The sequence below is a fragment of the Actinophytocola sp. genome (genome assembly GCF_035942955.1).
In the GTDB taxonomy this organism is placed as follows: Bacteria; Actinomycetota; Actinomycetes; order Mycobacteriales; family Pseudonocardiaceae; genus DASYTH01.
Map to the genome: position 1 here is coordinate 12,741 of NZ_DASZCQ010000310.1, position 26,258 is coordinate 38,998.

A 26,258-nucleotide genomic window follows, 5' to 3' on the forward strand; every position below is an offset into this window, starting at 1 on the left:
TGTCCACTCCTCACAGGTCCTCGTTGTTGCCGTCACCGAAGGCAACACTTTCCAGTTCGCGCAGGATCTTCTCCTCGACCAGCTCGGCCAGCGCCGAGACGGTGCGGGTGGTGAGGACGTCCCGCGGCGTCAGGGTGACGTCGAACGCCGCCTTCGTCCTCGCGGAGATGTGCAGGCTCTTGATGGAGTCCCCGCCCAGCTGGAAGAAGTTGTCCTCGACGCCGACCCGCTCGACACCGAGCACCTCCGCCCAGATCTCGGCAAGGGCGCGCTCGGCGTCGGTGCTGGGCGGGGTGTAGGGAACCGTCGTCATGGCGACGAAATCCGGCGCCGGCAGGGCGCGCCGGTCCAGCTTTCCGTTGACGTTCAACGGCAACCGGTCGAGCACCACGAACGCCGACGGGATCATGTAGTCCGGCAGGGTCCGGCCGAGGAACTCCGGCAGCGCCGCGGTGTCCGGCGCCGTCCCGTGCTCGGCAACCACGTAGGCCACCAGTCGCTTGGCGCCGGGCTGGTCCTCGCGCGCGACGACCGCGACCTGGGCCAGCTCGGGATGCGCCGCCAGCGCGGCCTCGACCTCGGCCAGCTCGATCCGGAACCCGCGGATCTTGACCTGCTCGTCGGTCCGCCCGACGAACTCCAGCTCGCCCGTTGCGGTCCAGCGGACCACGTCGCCGGTCCGGTACATGCGGGCGCCGTGGCCGTCGAACGGGTTGGCCAGGAACCGCTCCGCGGTCAGCCCCGGCCGGTTCAGGTACCCGCGGGCCAGGCCGGCGCCCGCGATGTACAGCTCGCCGGGCGCACCGGGCGGCACCGGGCTCAGGTCCCCGTCGAGGACGTAGACCCGCATGTTGTCCAGCGGGCGGCCGATGGGCACCACGTCCGGCACCGAGTCCACGGTGGACATCGGGTGCCGGGTGGCGTACGTGGTGGTCTCCGTGGGTCCGTAGACGTCGACCACGAGCACGTCCGGGCAGGCCTGGAGCACCCGGCGCAGCGCGGCGGCCGGCACGGCGTCCCCGCCGGTCCACACCTCCCGCACGCCGGCGAAGCACTCCGGCGACTCCTGGGCGATCATCCGGAACAGCCCGGTGGTGAGGAACAGGCCGGTCACCCCGTGCTCGGTGATCATCCGCCGAAGGACGTCGTCGTCCACGTCACCCGGCGGCGCCACCACGACCTGACCGCCGTTGAGCAACGGCACCCACAGCTCGTAGGTGGTGGCGTCGAACGCCTGCGCCGAGTGCAGCAGCACGCGGTCGTGCCCGCCCCGGAAGTGGCGGTCGAACGCGAGCGCCGCGACGTCCCGGTGCCGCACGGCGACCCCCTTCGGCCGGCCGGTCGAGCCCGAGGTGTACATGACGTACGCCAGCTGGTCGGGGTGCACCGAAATCTCGGGCGAGGTCACCGGTTCCTCGGCCAGCCGCTCGTCGTCCACCACCACCAGATGTCCACTGTGGATGCCCTCGGCGGCCTCCCGCCAGGACGAGTCGACCACCAGGACCGTGGCGCCGGACTCGGCCAGCAGCAACCGCAGCCGGTCGGCCGGGGCCCGCATGTCCAGCGGGAGATATGCCCCGCCCGCCTTGACGATCGCCAGCTCGGCCACGACCAGCTCGACCGAGCGCTCCACCAGCACGCCGACCCGGTCCTCCGGCCGGACACCGAGCCGCATCAGCCGGTGCGCCAACCGGTTCGCCCGTGCGTCGAGCTCGGCGTAGCTCAGCGCGCCGCCGTCGCAGACCACGGCCACGGCGTCGGGCGTCCGGCGCGCCTGCGCGTCGAACAGCTCCGCCAGCGACGCGGACGGGACGTCGCGGTCGGTGTCGTTCCACTCCACCAGCAGCCGGCGCCGCTCGGGCTCGGTCAGCATCGGCACCCGCGACACCGGGCGATCCGGATCGGCGACGAACCCGTCCAGCAGTGTGTCCAAATAGGACGCGATCCGCTTGACGGTGTCGGCGTCGAACAGGGCCGGGTCGTAGCCGAGTCCGATGGACAACCGCGGACCCGGCACCGCCACGACGGTGAGCGGATAGCTGGTCGTCTCCATCGCGTCCACCTCGCGCAGCGCGAGGCCCTGCGCCGCGGCCGCCTGATCGTTGATCGGGTAGTTCTCGAACACCACGATGCTGTCGAACAGGCTCGCGCCGCCGGGCAGCTCGCTCCAGGACTGGAGCTGGGTCAGCGAGACGAAGTCGTACCGCCGGGCCGCCACCTGTGCCTCCTGCAGCGCGCGCAGCCAGTCGGCCACGCCGCTGCCGTCCACCGTGACCCGCACCGGCAGCGTGTTGATGAAGATCCCGGTGATGGCGTCGGCACCGGGCAGGTCGGCCGGCCGGCCCGACACCGTCGCGCCGAAGCAGACGTCCCGTTGACCGCTGTACCGGGACAGCAGCGTCGCCCACGCGCCCTGCACCACGGCGTTGACCGTCAGCCGGTGCCGCTTGGCGAACTCGTACAGCCGGTGGGACTCCTCGTCGCCGAGCGCGAAGGTCAGCCACTCGGAGGAGCGAGCGGCGTGCGTCTGCGCCGGCGCCCGGTCCACCGGCAACGGGGTCGGCGACTCGAAGCCGGCAAGGGCGGCGCGCCAGAATTCCTCCGCCTCCGGACGGTCCTGTTCGGACAGCCAGCGCAGGTAGTCGCCGAACGGGCGCCGAGGGGTGAGCTCGGGGCGGCGGCCACCGGCGAGGGCGGCATGGGCGGCGAACACGTCGGACAGCACCTGGAACACGCTCCACCCGTCCAGCAACACGTGGTGGAAGGTCCACATGACCTGCACCTCGGTGTCGGACAGCCGGGCGAGCACCAACCGCTGCAGCGGAACCACGCTGAGGTCCATGCCCTCCTTGCGGTCGCGCTCGAGCTGCCGGTGCAGCTCGTCCCGGCGGGTCACCTCGGACAGTCCGGTCCAGTCCAGATAGCTGATCGGCAGGCGAACGTCCCGGTGCACGACCTGGACCGGCTCCGGCACGCCCTCCCACACGATCCCGGTGCGGAGGACGGGCGTCCGGTCGGCCACGTGCTGCCACGCCCGGCCGAGCACGTGCGGATCGGCGACCCCGTCCAGCACGAACACCGTCTGCTGGACGTACACACCCTGTTCGCCCTGGGACAGGCCGTGGAACACCATTCCGGCCTGCATCGGGGTCAGCGGGTAGATGTCCTCAATGGACCGGCCGGTGCCGGCGATCCGGTCGACCTGCTCCTGGCTGAGCCCGGCCAGCGGGAAGTCCGACGGGGTGCGGCCGCCCGCGTCCGGCCGCGCGCAGTGCTCGACGATCTCCGCGAGCGCGCCGCGCATGTCGTCGGCCAGCCGCCGCACCGTTGCCTCGTCGTGCACCTCGCTCGAGTAGAACCAGCTCAGCTCCAGGATGTCGTCCTCGACGCGGCCGATCACGTCCAGCGGATGCGCCCGTGCGGCGTCCGGGCTCACGTCGCCGTCCAGCCCGCCGCGGACCGCGCGGAACGGACCGTCCTGCGTCGCGGCAGCCGAGTCGAACTGGCCGAGGTAGTTGAAGCTCACCGCCGGCGCGGTGGGCTCGGGCAGCCCGCTCGCCCCGGCCAGGTAACGCAGCGCGCCGTACCCGATCCCGCGCCGGGGCACGGCCCGCAACTGCTCCTTGACCGACTTGAGCACGGCGGCCCAGTCCGCGGCGCCGGACAGGTCGAGCTCGACCGGGAACATCGTGGTGAACCAGCCCACCGTCCTGGACAGGTCCACGCCGTCGAGCAACTCCTCCTCGCGGCCATGGCCTTCCAGCGCGATGGCGACCCGATCGTCGTTCGTCCACCGGCACAGGGCGCGACCGAGCGCGCTCAACAACACGTCGTTGACCTGGGTGCGGTAGACCCCGGGAACGTCCTGCAACAGCGCCCTGGTCAGCTCCGGATCCAGCCGCACGGTCACCGAACGCGTGGACGCGGCGGTGCCGCTGTCTTCCCGGTGGGCGCCGTGACTCATGCCCGACCAGTACGCCAGCTCGTCGTCGAACCCGCCCGAGGTGGCGCGTTCGGCGAGCCGGATCGCCCAGTCCCGGAACGACGTCGACTTCACGCCGAGGTCGACCCGTTCGCCACGCAGCGCCTGCCGGTACGCGGTGCCGAGGTCCTCGAGCAGGATCCGCCAGGACACCGCGTCAACCACCAGGTGGTGCGCGGCAAGGAACAGCACCGGCCGGCGCCCGGCCGCACCGTCGAACAGCACCGCCCGCAGCAGCGGTGGCTCCGCCAGGTCGAAACCGGCGTGCGCCTCGGCCACCGTCTGCTCCATCGTGGACAACTTGGCCCTGCGCAGCACGTCCACCGGCGCCACCGGGGCGTTGTCCTGCCGCCACGCACCGTCGACGAGCTCGAACCGCATCCGCAGCGCGTCGTGGTGCTCGATCAACGCGGTCAACGCCACGCGCAACGCCGCCTCGTCGACGTCGTCGGCGAGCTCGACCGTCATCGACTGGTTGAAGTGCTCCGGCCGTGCCGTCTGGGTCTCGAAGAACCACCGCTGGATCGGGGTCAGCGGTGCGGCGCCGCTGACCGGTCCCTGCGCAACGACCCGCGGCGCCGCTTCGGACACGGCCGCGGCCAGCGACGCGATCGTCTGATGGGTGAACAGATCCCGGGGCGTGAACGCCAGGCCCACCTGTCGGGCCCTGGACACCACCTGGATGCTCAGGATCGAGTCCCCGCCGAGCTGGAAGAAGTTGTCCTCGATCCCCACGTGCCGCGCACCGAGCACGGCCGACCAGATCCCGGCCAGCTCGCGCTCGATCTCGTTGCGCGGCGGCACGAACCCGGCGGACGGCGCGTCCGGGTCCGGCTCCGGCAGGGCCCTGCGGTCCAGCTTTCCGTTGGGGCTCAACGGCAACTCGTCGAGCAGCACGAACGCCGACGGCACCATGTAGTCCGGCAGCGCCCGGCCGACGAACTCGCGCAGCTCGGCCGTGCTCGGTCGGATGCCGGGCGCCGGCACCAGGTAGGCCACCAACCGCTTGTGCCCGGCCGACTCCCTGGCCACCACCACGGCCTGCGCGATCCCGTCGTGCCGCAGCAGCACGGACTCGACCTCACCCAGCTCGATCCGGAACCCCCGGATCTTCACCTGGTCGTCGGCCCGCCCGACGTAGTGCAGCTCGCCGTCGGCGCTCCACCGCACCACGTCGCCGGTGCGATACATCCGCGCCCCCGGCGGGCCGAACGGGTTGGCGACGAACCGCGCGGCCGTCAGACCGGGACGGTTCAGGTAGCCGCGCGCGAGGCCACCGCCGGCGACGTACAGCTCGCCGGGAGCGCCGACCGGCACCGGCCGCAGATCCGCGTCCAGGACATAGACCTTGGTGTTCCAGATCGGCCGGCCGATCGGCGGCGTCCCGCCAGGGGACAGCGGCTCGCTCCACGTGGTGACCACTGTGGACTCGGTCGGGCCGTAGGCGTTGATCATCCGGCGGCCCGGCGCCCAGCGGGCGACCAGCTCCGCCGTGCACGCCTCCCCGCCCGCGATCACGGTGCGGAAGGCCGGCAGCTCGGTGGCCGGCACGGTGGCCAGCGCCACCGGCGGTATCAACGCGTGCGTCACGGCGTGCTGCGCGAGCACCTCCGCCAGCGTCTCGCCGAGCAGCACGCCCTGCGGTGGCACCACCAGCGCCGCCCCCGCCGGCAGCGACATGCACAGCTCCAGCACCGACGCGTCGAAGCTCGGCGAGGAGAACTGCAGCACGCGGTCGCCCGGCCGGACGGCGAACCGGTCCACCTCCGCGGCCGAGAAGCTCGCCAGGCCGGCGTGTGGGACCACGACGCCCTTGGGCCGTCCGGTCGAGCCCGACGTGTAGATCACGTACGCCGGGGAGGTCAGGCGCAGCGGCGCGGTCCGGTCGCCGTCGGTCGGTGCGCGCTCCGGCATCGCACCCAGCGCATCCACAGTGGACGGATCGTCCACGATCAGCACCGGCAGGTCGTCCACCCTTGGCAGGTTCCCGGCCAGCCCGGCCGAGGTGATCACCAGCACCGGATCGGCGTCGGCCAGCATGAAGGCGATCCGCTCCGCCGGATAGTCCGGGTCGATCGGCAGGTAGGCCGCACCCGCCTTGGTCGCCGCCAGCTGCGCGACCACGATGTCCACCGACCGCGGCAGGGCGAGCGCCACGATCCGCTCCGGCCCGGCGCCCCGCGCGATCAGCAGGTGCGCAAGGCGGTTGGCCCTGGTCTCCAGCTCCGCGTAGGTCAGCGCTCCCCCGTCGAACAGCACGGCGGGCGCCTCCGGGGTTCGTCCCGCCTGCGCCTCGAACAGCTCCGGGAACGTGGCGGGGGCGACGGCGCGGTCGGTGTCGTTCCACTCCACCAGCAGCCGATGACGTTCGGCGTCGCCGAGCAGACCGACGCGGCGCAGTGAGCCCGCGGGATCGGCGATGAGGGTCTCGAGCACGTGGGTCAGCTGGCCCGTGAGCCGCTCGATCGTGGTGGCGTCGAACAGGGCTGGGTCGTAGCCGAGCCCGATCCACAGCCGCCGGCCGGGCGCCACCGCGACGGTGAGCGGGTAGCTCGTCGTCTCGATCGACCGCATGTCGCGCGCCGTAAGGCCATGGGTGGCGGCGACCTCGTGGTCGATCGGGTAGTTCTCGAACACGACGATGCTGTCGAACAGGTTGACCCCGCCGGGAACCCCGCTCCACGCCTGCAGTTGCGGCAGCGCAAGGTGCTCGTACCGGCGTGCCCGCGCCTGCCCGTCCTGCAGCTCGCGCAGCCAGCCGGCGACCTCGCCCGTGCCGTCGACCGAAACCCGCACCGGCAGGGTGTTGATGAAGATCCCGGTGATCGCCTCGGCGCCGGGCAGATCGGCGGGCCGGCCCGACACCGTGCTGCCGAAGCAGACGTCGCGCTGCCCGCTGTACCGGGACAGCAGGATCGCCCATGCCCCCTGCACCACCGTGTTCATCGTCAACCCGTGCTGCTTGGCGACCTCGCGCAGGCGCCCGGACTCGGCCTCGCCGAGCTCGACGGTCAACCACTCCGACGAGCGGGCGGAGTGCGCCCGCGCCGGCACCCGGTCGTACGGCAGCGGCGTCGGCGACTCCAGGTCTCCCAGCACCCCGCGCCAGAACTCCTCGGCCTCCGGGCGGTCCTGTTCGGACAGCCAGCGCAGGTAGTCGCCGAACGGGCGCCGGGCCGCCAGCTCCGGCCGCCGGCCCTCGGCCAGCGCGGCGTGGCAGGCGAACACGTCGGACAGCACCTGGGCCACGCTCCACCCGTCCAGCAGCAGGTGATGGAACGTCCACAGCACCTGGACCTCGGAGCCGGACAGGCGCGCAAGCGTCAACCGCTGCAACGGGGCCGTGGCGAGGTCCAGACCCTCCGCGCGGTCGCGCTCCAGCAACCGGTCGAGCTCGGCCAGCCGGTCCGCTTCGGACAGGCCGGTCCAGTCGAGGTACGCGATCGGCAGGCCGGCCTCCCGGCGCACCACCTGGACCGGCTCCGGCACGCCCTGCCACACCACGCAGGTGCGCAGCACCGGGGTCCGGTCGACGACGTGCTGCCAGGCCCGGCCGAGCAGGTGCGGATCGGCGACACCGTCCAGGACGAAGGCCGCCTGCTCGAAGTAGACCCCCTGCTCCCCTTGGGACAGGCCGTGGAACACCATCCCGGCCTGCGTCGGGGTCAGCGGGTAGATGTCCTCGACGTCCGATCCGTTGCCCACCAGGCGATCCACGCTGGCCTGGTCCAGCCGGGCGAGCGGGTAGTCGGACGGGGTGCGGCCGCCGACGCCCGGTTGCGCGCAGTGCTCCACGATCTCCCCGAGCGCCGCCAGCGTGTCCTCGGCCACCCGCCGCACCGTTGCCTCGTCGTGCACTTCGGCGGAGTAGAGCCAGCTGAGCTCGAGGCGCCCCCGCTCGACCCGGCCAACCACGTCGAGCAGGTGCGGGCGGACGGCCTCGGAGCTCGAGTCCCCGCCGAGCCCGCCGGGCACGGCCCGGAACAGTCCGTCCTCTGTGGACCGATCGAGCTGGCCGAGGTAGTTGAAGCTGAGCTGCGGGGCCGCGGCCAGACCGGTCCCGCCCTTGAGGTAGCGCAGGGCACCGTAGCCGAGACCACGCCGGGGGATGGCGCGCAACCGCTCCTTGACCGACTTGATCGCCGTGCCCCAGTCCGCGCCGCTCGACCCGTCGAGTGCGACCGGGAACATGGTGGTGAACCAGCCCACCGTGCGGGACAGGTCGACGCGACCCACGTCCTCGCGGCCATGGCCCTCGAGGTCGACCAGCACCCGCTCGTGCCCGGTCCACCGGCTCAGCGCCCGGCCGAGAGCGCTCAGCAGGACGTCGTTGATCTGCGTGCGGTAGACCCCTGGCACGTCCTGCAGCAGGGCCTGGGTCTGCTCCGGCGCCAGCCGCACCGTGACCACCCGCGCGGAGCCCACGGTGTTGGCGCCGTGGCGGTCGACCGGCAGCGAGGGGTCGCCGGCTTCGATCACGCCCGACCAGTAGTCGAGCTCGCCGTCGAACCCGCCGCCCGCGGCGTGCTCGCTCAACCGCGTCGCCCACTCCCGGAACGACGTGGTCTTCGGTCCGAGGTGGACGATCTCGCCACGCGCAGTCTGCCGGTAGGCGGTCTCCAGGTCCGCAAGCAGGATCCGCCAGGACACCGCGTCGATCACCAGGTGGTGCGCGGCCAGGAACAGCACCGGTCGCCGCCCGGCGCCGAGGTCGAACAGCACCGCCTGCAGTAGCGGCGGCCGGCCAAGATCGAAGCCGGCGTGCGCCTCGCCTGCGGCCCGCTCCACGGCCGCCCACTGGGAACTGGGGTCCACATCGGACAGATCGCGCCGCTGCAGCACCTCGACCGGCTCGACGGGCGCGTTGTGCTGGCGCCAGGTGCCGTCGACGACCTCGAACCGCATCCGCAGCGCGTCGTGGTGGGCCAGCACCGCGTCGAACGCCCGGCGCAGGGCCGGCTCGTCCGGGTCCTCGGTCAGCTCGACGAGCACCGACTGGTTGAAATGCTCGGGCCGTGTGGTCTGGGTGTCGAAGAACCAATGCTGGATCGGGGTCAACGGCACCGGGCCGCTGACCGGACCCTGCTCGGCGACCGGCGCCGCCTCGGTCAGGTTCGCCACCAGCGAGGCGACGGTCGGGTGCTGGAACAGGTCGGCGGGCATCAGGTTCAACCCGGCCCGGCGCGCCCTGGACACGACCTGCAGGCTCAGGATCGAGTCGCCGCCGAGCTCGAAGAAGTTGTCCTCGACCCCGACCCGGTCCACGCCGAGCACGTCCGACCAGATCTCGGCGACGGTGCGCTCGGCCTCGGTGCGGGGCTCGACGAAGTCGGCCCGGATCAGCGCTCCCGCATCCGGGGCCGGAAGCGCCCTGCGGTCGAGCTTTCCGTTGGGGCTCAACGGCAATTCGGCGAGCGTCACGAACGCCGCGGGCACCATGTGGTCGGGCAGCGTCCGGCCGAGGAAACCGCGCAGTCCGGCGGGATCCGGTGTGCGGCCGGCTGCCGGCACCACGTAGGCCACCAGGCGCTTGTGCCCGGGGCGGTCCTCCCTGGCGAGCGCCACCGCACGGGTCACGTCCGGATGCCCCTCAAGGGCGGCCTCGATCTCGCCGAGCTCGATCCGGAACCCGCGGATCTTCACCTGGTCATCGGTGCGGCCCAGGTACTCCAGCTCACCGCCGGCCGTCCACCTGCCGAGATCTCCGGTGCGGTACATCCGGCTTCCCGCCGGGCCGAACGGGTCGGCCACGAACCGCTGCGCCGTCAACCCGGGCCGCCGCAGGTATCCGCGGGCCAGCTGCGCCCCGGCGATGTACAGCTCGCCGGGCGCGCCCGGCGGCACCGGCCGCAGATCCCGGTCCAGCACGTAGACCCGCGTGTTCGTCACCGGGCGGCCGATCCGCGGCCGGACACCGGTCACCCTGGCGATCGCGGAGTTCACCGTGCACTCGGCCGGACCGTAGAAGTTGTACGTCGTCGTGCCCGGCGCGGCCGCCAGCTCGTTCCACAATGGATCCGGCACGGCCTCCCCGCCCACGAGAACCGCCGCCGGGCGGTGCCGGTCCCCGGACAGCAACCCGTCCGCGACGAGCCGCTGCAGGTACACCGGCGTCAGATTGACGACGTCGATCCGGTGCCGCTCCACGTACCCGGCAAGGGCGACCGCATCCGGATAGGTCGTCTCGTCCAGCACGTGCAGCTCCACGCCGCCGACCAGCCACAGCACCGGATCCCAGGACGCATCGAAGGAGAACGACGCCGAGTGCGTCATCCGCGGCCGCCGGCCGACCGCCCGCACGATGCCGGGCAGGATCGCCGACTCGTGATGCGCCAACAGGTTGGCCAGGCTCCGGTGGCCGACCAGCACCCCCTTCGGCGTGCCGGTCGACCCCGACGTGTAGATCAGGTACGCCGCATCGGCCGGATCCGGCCGGCCGAGCTCGCCCGCCGCCACCGGGCCGGCCTCGTCGAGCATCAGCAGCGGGACGCCGGTCGCGGGGAGGCGACCGGCCACGGCGCCCGTGGTGACCACGCACACCGGATCGGCGTCGGCGAGCATCAACGCCAACCGCTCGGCCGGATACTGCGGATCCAGCGACAGGGCCACCCCGCCGGCCTTGAGCACGGCGAGCAACGCGATCACCATGTCCGACCGCGGCAGCGCGAGGGCCACCACCCGTTCCCGGCCGGCGCCCCGCGCGACCAACCGGCGCGCCAACCGGTCGACACGGGCGTCGAGCTCGGCGTAGCTGAGCCGAACGTCCCCGCACACCAGGGCCGTCTCGTCGGGTGTCCGCGCAACCTGAAGCGCGAACCGCTCCGGCACGGTCATGCCGGCAACGGCCCTGGCGGTGTCGTTCCACTCCACCAGCACCCGGTTCCGCTCGGCCTCGCTCAGCATCGGAAGGTCGGCCACCGGGCGCTCGACGTCGTCGGCGATTCCGGTCAGCAACGCCGTCAGGTGCGCCGACAGCCGCTCCACGGTGTCTACTTCGAACAGATCCGGGTCGTACCCGAGGGTCAACTCCAGCCTGCTGCCCGAGTAGGCCACCAGGCTGAGCGCGTAGTTGGTCGTCTCGACGGCGTCCATCTCGCGCGCCCGGAGGCCGCTCGCCGCGGCGGCCTGCTCGTTGATCGGGTAGTTCTCGAACACCACGATGCTGTCGAACAGGTTGACCTCACCCGGAACCCCGCTCAGAGCGTGCAGCCGGGTCAGCGCCACGTACTCGAACCGGCGGGCTTCCGCCGCCTCGGCCTGCACGGCGCGCAGCCAGGACAGGGCCGGCACGGCGCCGTCCAAGCGGACCCGCACCGGAATCGTGTTGATGAACAGGCCGGTGATCGCCTCGGCGCCGGGCAGGTCGGCCGGGCGCCCGGACACCGTGGTGCCGTAGCACACGTCCGGCTGGCCGCTGTGCCGGGACAGCAGCAGCGCCCACGCGCCCTGCACGACCGTGTTGAGCGTCAAACCGTGGCGGCGCACCGAATCCCGCAGCCGCTCGGACACGTCCTGGCTCAGCTCGACGGTCAGCTGCTTCGAGGAGCGGGTCGAGTGCACCGGCCCGGGGGCGTGGTCGTACGGCAGCGGGGTCGGCGACTCGAAGTCCCCCAGCATGCGCCGCCAGTACGCCTCCGCCTCCGGACGGTCCCGTTCGGACAGCCAGCGCAGGTAGTCCCGGAACGGCGGCCTGGCCACCGGTTCCGGCGGCCGGCCGGCGGCCAGCGCGGCGTGCGCGGCGAACACGTCGGACAGGACGTGGAACACGCTCCACCCGTCGAGCAGCAGGTGGTGGAAGGTCCAGACCACCTGGACCGCGGAGTCGGGCAGGCGGGCCAGCACGAGCCGCATCAGCGGGGCGGTGGTCAAATCCAGGCCCGTCAACCGGTCGCGGGCCAGCAACCGGCGCAGCTCCTCCCGCCGGCCCGACTCGGACAGGTGCGTCCAGTCGAGATAGCTGACCGGCAGCCGGACGTCCCGGTGCACGACCTGCAGCGGCTCGGGTACGCCCTCCCACACCACGCCGCTGCGCAGCACCGGGGTCCGGTCGACCACCCGCTGCCAGGCCGCGCCGAGCACGTGCGGGTCGGCGACCCCGTCCAGCACCATGGTGGCCTGCTCGAAGTAGATGCCCAGCTCGCCGTGGGACAGCCCGTGGAACACCATCCCCGCCTGCATCGGCGTCAGCGGGTAGACGTCCTCCACCGACCGCCCGTCGCCGACCAACCTGTCCACAGTGGCCTGATCGAGCCGGACGAGCGGGAAGTCCGACGGGGTGCGGCCACCGGATCCGGGTTGCGCGCAGTGCGCGACGATGTCGCGCAGCGCGCCGAGCAACTTCTCCGCCAGGGCGGCAATCGTGCCCTCGTGGTGCAGGTGCTCGGAGTAGAACCAGGTGAGCTCGAGGCACTGCCGCTCGACCCGTCCCACGACGTCCAGCACGTGCGGCCGGACGGCCCCGGCGAACGTGTCCGACTCCATCCCGGTCCGCATCGCCCGGTACAGCCCGTCCCCCGTGGCCGGCCAGTCGAACTGGCCGAGGTAGTTGAAGCTCACCTGCGGCTCGCCCGCGCCGGCCAACTCGTTCGGGTCGGCGAGGTAGCGCAGCGCCCCGTAGCCGAGGCCACGCCGGGGCACCGCGCGCAGCCGCTCCTTGACCGACTTCAGCACCGCGCCCCAGTCCCGGCCGGCGGGCAGTTCGAGGGCGACCGGGAAGATCGTGGTGAACCAGCCAACGGTCCTCGACAGATCCACGCCGTCCAGGAGGTCTCCCTCGCGGCCGTGCCCTTCCAGGTCGACCAGGACCCGGTCGTGCCCGGTCCAGTCGGCGAGCACCCGACCCAACGCGGCGAGCAGCACGTCGTTGATCTGCGTGCGGTACGCCCCCGGCACGTCCTTCAGCAGCGCCCTGGTCTCTGCCGGGTCCAGGCGCAGCGTGACCGAACGGGTCGAGGCGATCGTGTTGTCCCCGTTGCCATCCGTCGGCAATGCCGGAGCGCGCTCGGCGGACACCGCGGTCCAGTGGTCCAGCTCGTCGGCAAGGCCGCCGGCGCGGGTGTGCTCGGCCAGCCGCCGCGCCCAGTCCCGGAACGAGGTCGTCCTGCGCCCGAGGTCCACCCGGGAGCCGCGGGACGCCTGAAGGTAGGCGGATTCGAGATCGGCCAGCAGGATCCGCCAGGACACCCCGTCGACCACCAGGTGATGCACGGCAACCAGCAGCACGGGTGAGGCGCCGGCGCCGAGCTCGAACAGCACCGCCCGCAGCAGCGGCGGCTGCCGCAAGTCGAAGCTGGCGTGCACCGCGGCGGCGACCCGCTCGATCGCCGCCCGCTGGCGGTCATCGTCCAAACCGGACAGATCGAGCCGCTGGAGCACGTCCACCGGCTCGACCGGCGTGTTCTCCTGCCGCCACGCGCCGTCGACGAGCTCGAACCGCATCCGTAGCGCGTCATGGTGCTCGATCACCGCGGCCAGTGCCGCGCGCAGGGCGGCCTCGTCGACCCCGTCGACCAGCTCGGCCATGACCGACTGGTCGCAGTGCTGCGGCGCGGCCGGGTTCGTGTCGAAGTACCAGTGCTGGATCGGGGTCAGCGGCACGGGCCCGCTGACCGGTCCCTGCTCGGCCGTCGCCGGCTCGGCGGTCTCGGTCACCTTGGCGGCCAGCGAGACGATCGTCGGATGCGCGAAGAGGTCCCTCGGGGTCAGACCGTCCAATCCGGCCTGCCGGGCCCGGGACACCACCTGAATGCTCAGGATCGAATCGCCGCCCAACTCGAAGAAGTTGTCCTCGACGCCGACCCGGTCCACGCCGAGCACGCCGGCCCAGACCTCGGCCAGGACGCGCTCGGCCCTGGTGCTCGGCTCCGCCGGCCCGGTGGGCACCACGGCGGTCGCGTCGGGCTCGGGCAGCGCACGCCGATCCAGGCTCCCGTCGGGCTTGGCCGGCAACCGGTCGAGGACGACGAACGCCGACGGCACCAGGTAGTCCGGCAGCGCCCGGCGGAGGAACTCCCGCAGCGCGGCGGTGCGCACGGTCACGCCGGGCGCCGGCACGACATAGGCCACCAGCCGCGGGTGCCCGGAATCCTCCTGCCGGGCAACGACAACGGCGTCGGCCACGTCCTCGTGCCGAGCAAGGTGGGACTCGATCTCGCCCGGCTCGACCCGGAACCCGCCGATCTCCACCCGGTGATCCGACCGCCCCAGGTACTCCAGCTCGCCCCGGACGGTCCAGCGCACCACGTCCCCGGTGCGGCACAGCCGCGAACCCGGCTCGCCGAAGGGGTCGGCGACGAACCGCTCCGCGGTGAGCCCCGGCCGGTTGAGATATCCCCGGGCCAGGCCACCACCGAGGTACAGCTCACCGGGAACGCCCACCGGCACCGGGCGCAGCGCCGCATCCAGCACGTACGTCCGGGTGTTGGCGATCGGCCGCCAGACCGGCGAGACCTGATCGCCGTCCGAGCACCACGCGGCGGCGCAGACCGTCGCCTCCGCCGGCCCGTGGACGTTGGCGATCCGGGCGCCGGGCAGCGCTTCCCGAACCTCCCGCACCGCGCCCGTCGGCAGCGCCGCACCCGCCAGCACCACCCAGCCCGCGGCGATCTCCACCGCGCCCCTGCCGAGCAGCTCGGCGAATGCCGACGGCGCCGCGCTGATCAGGCTCACCGGCCACCGGTCGGCCCGGGGTTCGGCCAGCGCGAGCAGATCCCGCACCACCTCGACGCCGCCGCCGGCCACCAGCGGGCAGAGGATCTCGAAGACCGAGAGGTCGAGGGTGAGCGGGGTCGAGGCCACCACTCGGGACAGTCCCGCGGCGCCGAACCGCGCGGCCGCCCAGAACGCCAGCTCCACGACGGTCTCGTGGGTGACCACGACGCCGTTCGGCCGCCCGGTCGATCCCGAGACGTACTGCACGTACGCCGGGTGGGTCGGCAGCAGCGGCCGGATCCGCTCAGCGTCGGTCGGATCGCCGGCCGGCCGGCCCGCAACGGCCTCGATGGTCGAGGCGTCGTCGAGCACCAGCCGCGCCACACCGGACGGCAACCGCTCGGCCAGCTCGCTCGTGGTCAACGTCAGCACCGGTCGTGCGTCGTCGAGCAGGAACGCGATCCGCTCGGCCGGGTCCTCCGGGTCGACCGGCAGGTAGGCCGCGCCCGCCTTCAGCACGGCCAGCAGCGCGACGACGAGCTCCGCCGAGCGCGGCATCGCCAGCGCGACGAGCCGCTCGGGACCGGCGCCCCGCTCGATCAGCAGGTGCGCCAACCGGTTCACCCGGTCGTTCAAGTCCACATAGGACAGCTCGGTGTCCTCGGACACGAGGGCCACCGCGTCCGGCGACCGGCGAACCTGCGCGGCGAACAGGTCCGGCAGCGTCGTCGACGGGACGGCGCACCCGGTGTCGTTCCACCGCGCCAGCAGCCGGTGCCGCTCGGGCTCGGTCAGGATGTCGACCCGGCCAACGGCGATCGTGGGGTCGGCGCAGAAGACGTCGAGGACGCGGGCGAGATGTCCCGCCATGCGCTCGATGGTCGCCGCGTCGAAAAGGGCCGGGTCGTAGCCGAGCTCGATCGACAGCCGCCGCCCCGGGAACACGCCGATGCTCAGCGGGTAGTTGGTCGTCTCGATCGCCTTCAGCCCACGCAGCCGAAGGCCGTGCGCCGCGGCCGCCTCGTCGTTGATCGGGTAGTTCTCGAACACCACGATGCTGTCGAACAGGTTGACGCCACCGGGAACCCCGCTCCAGGCGTGCAACCGGGTCAGCGCCACGTGCTCGAACCGGCGGGACTCCGCCGCCGCGGCCTGCAGCTCCCGCAGCCAGGAGACGACCGGCGCGGTGTCGGCCAACCGAGCCCGCACCGGGATCGTGTTGATGAACAGGCCCGGGATGTCGTTCGCGCCCGGCAGGTCGGCCGGCCGGCCGGACACCGTCGCGCCGAAGCAGACCTCCCGCTGCCCGCTGTACCGCGACAGCAGCAGCGCCCAGGCGCCCTGCATGATGGTGTTGACGGTGAGCCCGTTGCGCTGCGCGATCTCGCGCAACCGGGCGAACTTCTCCTCGTCCAGTTCGAACGACAGCCACTCGGCCGAGGTGCTGGTGTGCGCCTGCGCCGGCACCCGGTCGTAGGGCAACGGGGTGGGCGACTCCAGGCCGCCGAGCACCGACCGCCAGTACCGCTCCGCCTCGGTCAGGTCCTGTTCGGCCAACCACCACAGGTAGTCGCGGAACGGGCGCCGGGCGACGAGCCTCGGCACCCGGCCCTCGGACAGTGCGGCGTGGCTGGCGAACACGTCGGTGAGCACCTGGAACGCGCTCCAGCCGTCCAGCAACACGTGATGGAACGTCCACAGCACCTGGACCTCGGTGTCCGACAGGCGCGCCAGCACCACCCGCATCAACGGCGCGGTGGTCAGGTCGAGTCCCTCGGACCGGTCCCGCTCCAGCAACCGCCGCAGCTCGCGCTCTCGGTCCTCTTCGGACAGCGCACGCCAGTCGAGCTGGGTCAGGGGAAGCGTGACCTGGCGGTGAACCATCTGCAGCGGCTGGTACACCCCCTCCCACACCACGCGACTGCGCAGCGCGGGCGTGCGGTCGACCACGTGCTGCCACGCCCGCCCGAGCACGTACGGGTCGGTGACGCCGTCGAGGACGAACACCGTCTGCTGGAAGTAGACCCCCTGCTCGCCCTGGGACAGGCCGTGGAAGGCCATGCCCGCCTGGGTGGGCGTCAGCGGGTACACGTCCTCGACCAGCCGGCCGTCGCCCACGAGCCGGTCGACGCCCGCCTGGTCGAGGCCGGCCAGCGGGAAGTCCGACGGGGTGCGGCCACCCACGCCCGGTCGCGCGCAGTGCTCGACGATGTCCCGCAGGGCCCGGACCAGCTCCTCGGCCAGCCCCCGCACGGTCGCCTCGTCGTGCACGTCGGCGGAGTAGAACCAGTTGACCTCCAAGCACTTGTGCTCGATCCGGCCCACGACGTCCAGCAGGTGCGGGCGCCCGGCATCCGGGCTGGCGTCGGCGCTCAGCCCACCGCGCATTCCGTGGAACAGCCCGTCGGTCGCCGCGTCGGCCCAGTCGAACTGGCCGAGGTAGTTGAAGCTGATCTGCGGTCGGGTCCGCTGGGCCAACCCGTCGGTGAGGTAGCGCAGCACCCCGTAGCCGAGGCCACGCCGCGGCACCGCCCGCAGCCGCTCCTTGACCGACTTGAGCACCGCACCCCAGTCCCCGAGGCCGGCCAGGTCGAACGCGACCGGGAACATCGTGGTGAACCAGCCCACCGTGCGGGACAGGTCGACGCCGGCAAGCACTTCCTCGCGGCCGTGCCCCTCGAGGTCGACCAGCACCCGGTCGCGGCCCGTCCACCGCTGCAGGACCCGGCCCAGCGCGCTGAGCAGCACGTCGTTGATCTGCGTCCGGTACACCCCCGGCACGTCCTGCACCAGCGCCCTGGTCAACTCCTGATCGAGCCGCACCGTCACCGAACGCGTCGACGCGACCGTGTTGGCGCCCGGCTTGTCCACCGGCAGTGGCGCCTCACCGTCCAACTCGGACCAGTGGGCCAGCTCGTCGTCGAACCCACCGGCGGCCGCGTGGTCGGCCAGCCGCGTCGCCCACTCCCGGAACGACGTCGACTTCGGACCGAGATCGACCAGCTCGGCGCGCCGCGCCTGCCGGTACGCGGTTCCCAGATCCTCCAGCAGGATCCGCCACGACACCCCGTCAACCACGAGGTGATGCACCGCAACGAGCAGCACCGGCCGCCGACCGGCGCCCAGGTCGAACAGCACCGCCCGAAGCAGCGGCCCCCGCTCGAGGTCGAAGCCCGCGTGCACCTCGGCGGCGTCCCGCTCGACCGCCGCGCGCTGGCCGGAATCGTCCAAACCGGACAGATTGCGCCTGCGGAGCACGTCGACCGGCTCGATCGGCGCGTTGTGCTGGTGCCACCGGCCGTCGCGGCACTCGAACCGCATCCGCAACGCGTCGTGATGCTCGAGCACCGCGGCCAACGCCGCCCGCAGCGCCGCCTCGTCGACGTCGGCGGCCAGCTCCATCATGACCGACTGGTCGAAGTGCTCCGGACGGACCGTCTGGGTCTCGAAGAACCACCGCTGGATCGGCGTCAGCGGCGCCGTCCCGGTCACCGGCCCCTGCTCGGCCACCGGCGTCAGCCCGGTGACGTTGGCGGCCAGCGACGCGACCGTCTGGTGCACGAACAGATCCCGCGGAAGCAGGCCGAACCCGGCCTGCCTGGCCCGGGACACCACCTGAATGCTGACGATGGAGTCGCCGCCGAGCTCGAAGAAGTTGTCCTCGACGCCGACCCGCTCAGCGCCGAGCACCTCGGACCAGATCCCCGCGAGGATCCGCTCGGTCTCGGTGCGCGGCGGCACGTACTCGGCCGACAGCGCATCGACGTCCGGCGCGGGCAACGCCTTGCGGTCGAGCTTTCCGTTGGGGCTCAACGGAAGCTCGGCAAGCGTGACGAACACCGACGGCACCATGTAGTCGGGCAGCACCCGGCCCACGAACTCCCGCAGCGCGGCGGTGTCCAGCACCGCCCCCGGCGCCGGCACGACGTAGGCCACCAGGCGCCTGTCCCCAGGACGGTCCTCCCGTGCGACCACCGCCGCCCGCGCCACCTCGTCGTGCCGCAGCACGGTGGCCTCGATCTCGCCGAGCTCGATCCGGAACCCGCGGATCTTCACCTGGTCATCGGTGCGGCCCAGGTACTCCAGCTCACCGCCGGCCGTCCACCTGGCCAGGTCCCCGGTGCGGTACATCCGGCTTCCCGCCGGGCCGAACGGGTCGGCCACGAACCGGTCCGCCGTCAACCCGGGCCGCCGCAGGTATCCGCGGGCCAGCTGCGCCCCGGCGATGTACAGCTCGCCGGGCGCGCCAGGCGGCGCCGGCCGCAGATCCCGGTCCAGCACGTACATCCGGGTGTTCCACACCGGACGCCCGATCGGCACCGCGGCCGCGCGCTCGCCCGGCGGGCACCGCCAGTACGTCACGTCGACCGAGGCCTCGGTCGGCCCGTACAGGTTGTGCAGCTCCACGTCGAGCGTGGTGTGGAACTGGTGGGCCAGGTCCGGGGGCAGCGCCTCCCCGCTGCAGATCACCCGGCGCAGCCCGGTGCACCGTGCCGCGGCCGGATCCTGCAGGAACGCCCGCAACATCGATGGTACGAAGTGGACGGTGGTGACGCCGCCGGCCTGGATCAGCTCGGCCAGGTACGCGGGATCCCTGTGCCCCTCGGGTTTGGCCACCACCAGCGTGGCGCCCACGATCAGCGGCCAGAAGAACTCCCACACCGACACGTCGAAGCTCGACGGCGTCTTCTGCAGCACCCGGTCGTCCTCGTGCAGCCCGTACTCGGCCTGCATCCACAGCAACCGGTTCACGATCCCGGCGTGCGGGACCTGCACACCCTTGGGCCGGCCGGTCGAGCCGGAGGTGTAGATCACGTACGCCGGGCTGAGCGGGTGCGGCGTTCGTCCGGTCGGGTCGGTGTCCGGGTAGCCGTCGGTGGCGCGCACGGCCTCGAGCCGGTCGAGCACCACCGCGGGACGGGCGTCGTCGAGCATGAAGGCGGTCCGCTCGGCCGGCAGGCCCGGGTCCAGCGGCAGGTACGCGGCGCCGGTCTTGAGCACCGCGCACAGCGCGACCACCAGCTCCACCGACCTCGGCAACGCCACCGCGACCCGGTGCTCGGGCCCGACCCCCTGGTCGATCAGCTTGTGCGCCAGGCGATTTGCCCAGGAGTGCAACTCCGCGTACGACAGCGAGGTCCCCTCGAACACCACGGCGGTGGCCGTGGGCGTGCGCGCCGCCTGGGCGGCCAGCAGCTCCGGCAGCGTGGTCTCGGGAACCGCGCACCCGGTGTCGTTCCACTCCACCAACGCCCGGTCCCGCTCGGCCTCGCTGAGCATCGGGAGGTCGGCCACCCGGCGCTGCGGCTCGGCGACGATTCCGGCCAGCAGCACCCGAAGGTGCTCGGCCAGCCGCGCCGCGGTGCCGTCGTCGAAAAGGGCCGGGTCGTAGCCGAGCTCGATCACCAGCCGCCGGCCCGGCGACACCATGACGCTGAGCGGGTAGTTGGTCGTCTCGTTGGCCCGAAGCTCGCGCAACCGGAGACCATGCGCGGCCGCGGCCTCGTCGTTGATCGGGTAGTTCTCGAACACCACGATGCTGTCGAACAGGTTGACCGCGCCGGGAACCCCGCTCCAGGCGTGCACCCTGGTCAGCGGCACGTGCTCGAACCGGCGCGCCTCCGCCTGCGCGGCCTGCAGCTCCCGCAGCCAGCCGACCACGTCGGACCGGTCGTCCACGGCGACCCGGACCGGCATCGTGTTGATGAAGATGCCGGCGATGTCGTCAACGCCGGGAAGCTCGGCCGGGCGGCCGGACACGGTCGCGCCGAAGCAGACGTCCCGCTGCCCGCTGTACCGGGACAGCAGCAGCGCCCACGCGCCCTGCACGACCGCGTTGACCGTGAGATGGTGCCGCCTGGCGAACTCGGCCAGCCGGCCGGACTCGGCGTCGTCGACCTCCACCGAGACCCGCCCTGAGGAGCGGGCGGTGTGCGCCCGCACCGGCGTCCGGTCGTAGGGCAACGGCGTCGACGACTCGAAGTCCCCGAGCACCCGCCGCCAGTACGGCTCCGCGCCGCCGTCGTCGCGGCCGCGCAGCCACTCGACGTAGTCCCGGAACGGCCGCCGGTGCGGCAGCCCGAGATCGCTGTCCCGCCGCAGGAGCGCGGCGTGGCAGGCGAACACGTCGGACAGCACGCCGAACACGCTCCACCCGTCCAGCAGGACATGGTGGAACGTCCACAACACCCGAACCTCGTTGTCCGAGAGACGGGCCAGCGTCACCCGCAACAGTGGCGCGGCGCCGAGGTCCAGGCCCCGCGCGCGATCCTGCTCGAGCAGCCGGTCCAGCTCGGCCTCTCGCTCCACTTCGGACAGCTGAGTCCAGTCGAGATGGGTCACCGGCAGGGTGACCTCGCGGTTGACCACCTGCCGGGGTTCCGACTCCCCCTCCCACACCACGTGGGTGCGCAACACCGGCGTGTGGTCCACGACGTGCTGCCAGGCCCGGCCGAGCACATGCGGATCGGACACACCGTCGAGCACGAACGTGATCTGCTGGAAGTAGACGCCCTGGTCACCCTGGGACAGCCCGTGGAACACCATCCCCGCCTGCATCGGGGTCAGCGGGTAGCTGTCCTCGGAGTACCCGGCCGGGGCCGGCGCCCGCTCCGGCTCCACCTGCCCGACGTACGGGGCCAGCTCGGCGATGGTCTGGTGCAGGAAGATGTCCTTGGAGGACAGCAGAAGGCCGACCCGGCGGGCGCGGGAGACCATCCGGATGCTCAGGATCGAGTCGCCGCCGAGCTCGAAGAAGTTGTCCTCGACGCCGACCCGCTCCAGGCCGAGCACCTCGGCCCAGATCTCCGCCAGCGCCCACTCGGTCGCGGTGCTGGGTTCCACGTAGTCGGCGCCCGACGCGGTGCCCCAGTCCGGCGCGGGCAGCGCCCGCCGATCCAGTTTTCCGTTGGGGCTCAACGGCAACCGGTCGAGCACGACGAATGCCGAGGGCACCATGTAGTCCGGCAGCGTCCGGCTCAGGAATCCCCGGAGCGCGGCGGGATCCACCGCCGCGTCCGGGGTCGGCACCACGTAGGCCACCAGACGTTTGTGCCCGGCGTCCACGCGGACGAGCGCGACCGCTTCGGCCACGTCGTCGTGCCGGAGGAGGGACTCCTCGACCTCGCCGAGCTCGATCCGGAACCCGCGGATCTTGACCTGCTCGTCGGCCCGCCCGACGAACTCCAGCTGCCCGTCGGCCGTCCAGCGGACCACGTCCCCGGTGCGGTACATGCGCTCGCCGGGAAGCCCGAACGGGTTGGCCAGGAAGCGATCCGCGGTCAACCCTGGCCGGCCGAGATAGCCGCGGGCCAGCCCGACGCCCGCCACGTACAGCTCGCCGGGGACGCCAACCGGGGTCGGCTGCAGACCACGGTCCAGCACGTAGGCCCGGGTGTTCCAGATCGGCCGGCCGATCGGCGGCACCCCGCCGGGCGACAGCGGCTCGCTCCACGTCGAGACCACTGTGGACTCGGTGGGCCCGTACGCGTTGATCAGCCGCCGGCCCGGCGCCCACCTGGCCACCAGCTCGGCCGACGAGGCGTCACCGCCGACCACGACCGACCGGAAGTCCGGCAGCCCGTCCGCCACCGCGGTCTCCGGCACGGTCGCCAGCGCCACCGGCGGAATCAGCGCGTGCGTCACCCGTTGCTCGGCAAGCACGTCCGCCAGCGCCTCGCCGAGCAGCGCGCCGGGCGGCGGAACCACGAGGGCCGCCCCGGCCGGCAGCGACATGCACAGCTCGAGCACCGAGGCGTCGAAGCTCGGCGAGGAGAACTGCAGCACCCGGTCCCATGGCCGGACCGCGAACCGGTCGATCTCGGCGGCGGAGAAGCTCGCCAGCCCCGCGTGGGAGACCACGACGCCCTTGGGCCGTCCCGTGGACCCGGACGTGTAGATCACGTAGGCCGGATGCGCGAGCCGCAACGGAACGGACCGGTCCGCGTCGGTCGGCGGACGGCCCGGCATGGCGTCCACTGTGGACTGGACGTCCGGATCGTCGAGCACCAGCACCGTGGTGCCCGCAGGGCAGGACAGTCTCGGCGCCAGCTCGGCCAGCGTGATCACCACGACCGGCTCGGCGTCGGACAGCATGAAGGCGATCCGCGCGGGCGGGTACGCCGGGTCGACGGGCAGGAAGGCCGCGCCCGCCTTGGCCACCGCCAGCTGCGCGACCACGATCTCCACCGACCTCGGCAGGGCCAGCGCGACGATCCGCTCCGGACCCGCACCCGACGCGATCAGCAGGTGCGCCAGCCGGTTCGCCCGCGTCTCCAGGTCCTGATACGTCAACGTGCTGCCGGCACAGATCACGGCGGGCAGGTCCGGCGTCCTGGCGACCTGCGCCTGGAACAGCTCGGGCAGCACCACCGGTGCCACCGCGTGCTGGGTGTCGTTCCAGTCGACCAGCAGCCGGTGCCGCTCGTCGGCGGTGAGCATCGGATACTCGGCCACCGGCCGGCTCGGGTCGGCGGTGACGCCGGCAAGCAGCACCTCGAGGTGACCGGCCAGCCGCTCGATGGTCCGCTCGTCGAACAGGTCGGTGTTGTACTCGATCGTCAGGTTCAGCGTGTCGTCGCGGGGCCAGAACTCCACCACGAGGTCGAACCGGGCGGCGGGGCGGGGCAGGTCGTGCTCGGCGATCCGCAGGCCGGCCGTCTCGCGCGGCCGCACCATCGAGTTCTGCTGGACCACGAGGGCCTGCACGAGCGGCGTGCGGCTCGGGTCCCGCTCCGGCCGCAGCACCTCGACCAACCGGTCGAACGGCACCTCGCCGTGGGCGAACGCCTCCAGCACCGTGTCCCGGACCTCGTCGAGCAGCTCGCCGAACGGCGCGGCGGGCTTCACCTGGGAGCGCAGGACGAGGGTGTTGACGAAGAACCCGACCAGATCCTCCGTCTCGGCGCGGTCCCGGCCCGAGGTCACCGTTCCGAGGGCGATGTCGCGCTGGTCGCAGTAGCGCGCCAGCAGGACCTGCAGCGCCGCGGTCAGCGTCATGAACAGCGTCGCGCCATGCGCCTGCCCCAACCTCGTCGCCCGCCGGACCAGCTCGGCCGGCAGCTCGTGCCGGTAGACCGTGCCGCGGGAGGTCCGAACCGGTGGCCGGGGCCGGTCGGTGGGCAGCTCGAGCGGCGCGAGGTCGGCGAGCTTGTGCTTCCAGTACTGCAGATGCTCGTCCAGACCGGACCCGGACAGCCGTTCGGAGTGCCACACGGCGAAGTCCGGATACTGGATCGGCGGCTCCGGCAGCTCGACCGCGGTGCCGGTGACCGCGGCCGCGTACAGCTCGGCCAGCTCGTCGGTCAGCACGCGAATCGACCAACCGTCGGTGATGATGTGGTGCTGGGTGAGCAGCAGCACGTGGTCGTCCTCGGCGATCCGCACCAGCAGCGCCCTGGCCAGTGGGCCGCGCCGCAGGTCGAAGGGAACGCTCAGCTCGTCGGCCAGCGCCCGGTCCAACTCGTCCATAGTGGACACGCTGAGCTCGCGGAGCGGAATCTCGCCGGTCGCCGCGACCACCTGAACCCCGTGTCCGTCGACGGTCTCGAACGTGGTGCGCAGCGCCTCGTGCCGGCGCACCAGCGCGGCAAGGGCAGCCCGCAACGCCTCGACGTCCAACCCGCCGGACAGGCGCAGCCCGACCCCGGTGTTGTACTCGATCCCACCGGGGTTCAGGTCGTCCAGGAACCACAACCGCTGCTGCGCCGGGGAAAGCGGCAGCGCCCGGTCCCGCGCCGCCGGAGTGATCGGCGCCTGCCGGGCGCCGGGACGCGCCGGCAGCAGCCGCGCAAGCACCGCGATGGTCCGGTTGTCGAACAGCGCGCGAGCGGACAGCTCCGCCCCGAAGGTCGCCCGGATCCGGGACAGCGCCCGGATGCCCACGAGGGAATCCACACCAAGGTCGAAGAAGTCGTCGTGGACGCCGACCCGCTCGACGCCGAGCACCTCGGCAAAGATCGTGGCCAGCGCCCGCTCCGTGTCGGTCGTCGGGGCGGCGTACCTGGCGCCGGCCAGCGCGCCCCAGTCCGGCGCCGGCAGGGCGCGCCGGTCCAGCTTTCCGTTGCCGCTCAACGGAAGCTTGTCCAGCGTCAGGAATGCCGACGGCACCATGTAGTCGGGCAGCGACTCGGCGGCGAGGGCACGCAGGCCGGCCGGCTCGGGCGCCGTGGCGCCGGACTCGGGAACCACGTAGGCCACCAGCCGCTTGCGGCCCGCCGCGTCCTCCCTGGCGATCACGGCGACGTCGGCGACGTCCGGGTGGGCGGCCAGCACCGACTCGATCTCGGCCGGCTCGATCCGGAATCCCCGGATCTTGACCTGGTCGTCCACCCGGCCGACGAACTCCACGATGTCGCCGGGCAGCAGGCGCACCACGTCGCCGGTCCGGTACATGCGCGCGCCCGCGGGCCCGAACGGGTTGGCGACGAAGCGTTCCGCCGTCAGCCCCGGCCGCCCCAGATATCCCCGGGCCAGCCCGGCGCCGGCGATGTACAGCTCGCCGGCGACCCCGGGCGCCACCGGCGTGAGGCCGCCGTCCAGGATGTGCACCCGCATGCCGTCCAGCGGGCGCCCGATCGGCACCACCTCCGGGACCGACTCGAGGTCCGGCATCGGGAACGAGGTGGCGAACGTCGTGGTCTCGGTCGGCCCGTACCCGTCCACCACCGTCACGCCGGGGCAGGCCTGCATCACCCGGCGCACGGCCGCGGCGGGCACCACGTCGCCACCGGTCCAGACCTCCCGCACGCCAGCGAGGCACTCCGGCGCGTCCTGCGCGATCAGCCGGAACAGGCCGGAGGTCAGCCAGAGCCCGGTCACCCGGTGCTCGGCGATCACCCGGCGCAGCACGTCCGGGTCGACGTCGGCCGGAGGGGCCACGATCACCCGGCCCCCGTTGAGCAGCGGCACCCACAGCTCGTAGGTGGTCGCGTCGAACGCCAGCGGCGAGTGCAGCAGCACCCGCTCGTGCCCGCCGCCCCGGAAGCGGCCGTCAATGGCGAGCGCGGTCACGTCCCGGTGGCGAACCGCGACGCCCTTTGGTGTGCCGGTCGAGCCGGACGTGTACATGATGTACGCCAGGTTGTCCGGGTAGACCCGCACCTCGGGCCGGTGATCGGGCTCGTCGAGCGGGTCGGCGTCCAGCACGACGATATGTCCACTATGGACATCACGGGCGACGGTCTGCCACCGGTGCTCGGTCAGCACCACCGAGATCCCCGCCTCGGCCAGCAGCAGCCGCAACCGGTCCACCGGGGCCCTTGTGTCCAGCGGCACGTAGGCCGCCCCGGCCTTGAGGACGGCCAGCTCGGCCACGACGAGATCGATCGACCGCTCCATGAGCACCCCGACCCGGTCCTCCGGGTCGGTTCCGAGCCGGAGCAGCCGGTGGGCCAGCCGGTTCGCCCGCGCGTCCAGCTCCCGATAGGTCAGCGCGCCGCCGTCCGCGGCGCGGACCGCCACGGTGTCGGCCGTGCGCTCGACCTGCTCGGCGAACAGATCCACCACGGTCGCGTCGGGAACCTCGTGGTCGGCCGGGGTGTCCTTGGCAAGCATGAGTTCTCGGACCTTTCGAGCGCGTGGTGTATCGACGCCGCCAGTCCGCGATGTCACGGACGGCTCAGCTCAG

1 protein-coding gene is annotated in these 26,258 nt (G+C 72.6%); it reads right to left on the reverse strand.

Going from position 1 to position 26,258, the window contains the following annotated elements:
* Positions 1-10: 10 nt before the first annotated feature.
* The gene (locus VGX25_RS30785) at positions 11-26,185 is read right to left on the reverse strand and encodes a non-ribosomal peptide synthase/polyketide synthase (RefSeq protein ID WP_326921458.1); all 26,175 of its coding nucleotides are present in this window, start codon (positions 26,183-26,185) and stop codon (positions 11-13) included.
* Between the last annotated feature and the right edge of the window lie 73 nt (positions 26,186-26,258).

Excerpts from the sequence above, each read along its gene's own strand:
- VGX25_RS30785 (WP_326921458.1), bottom strand. The coding sequence starts at position 26,185 with ATGCTTGCCAAGGACACCCCGGCCGACCACGAGGTTCCCGACGCGACC.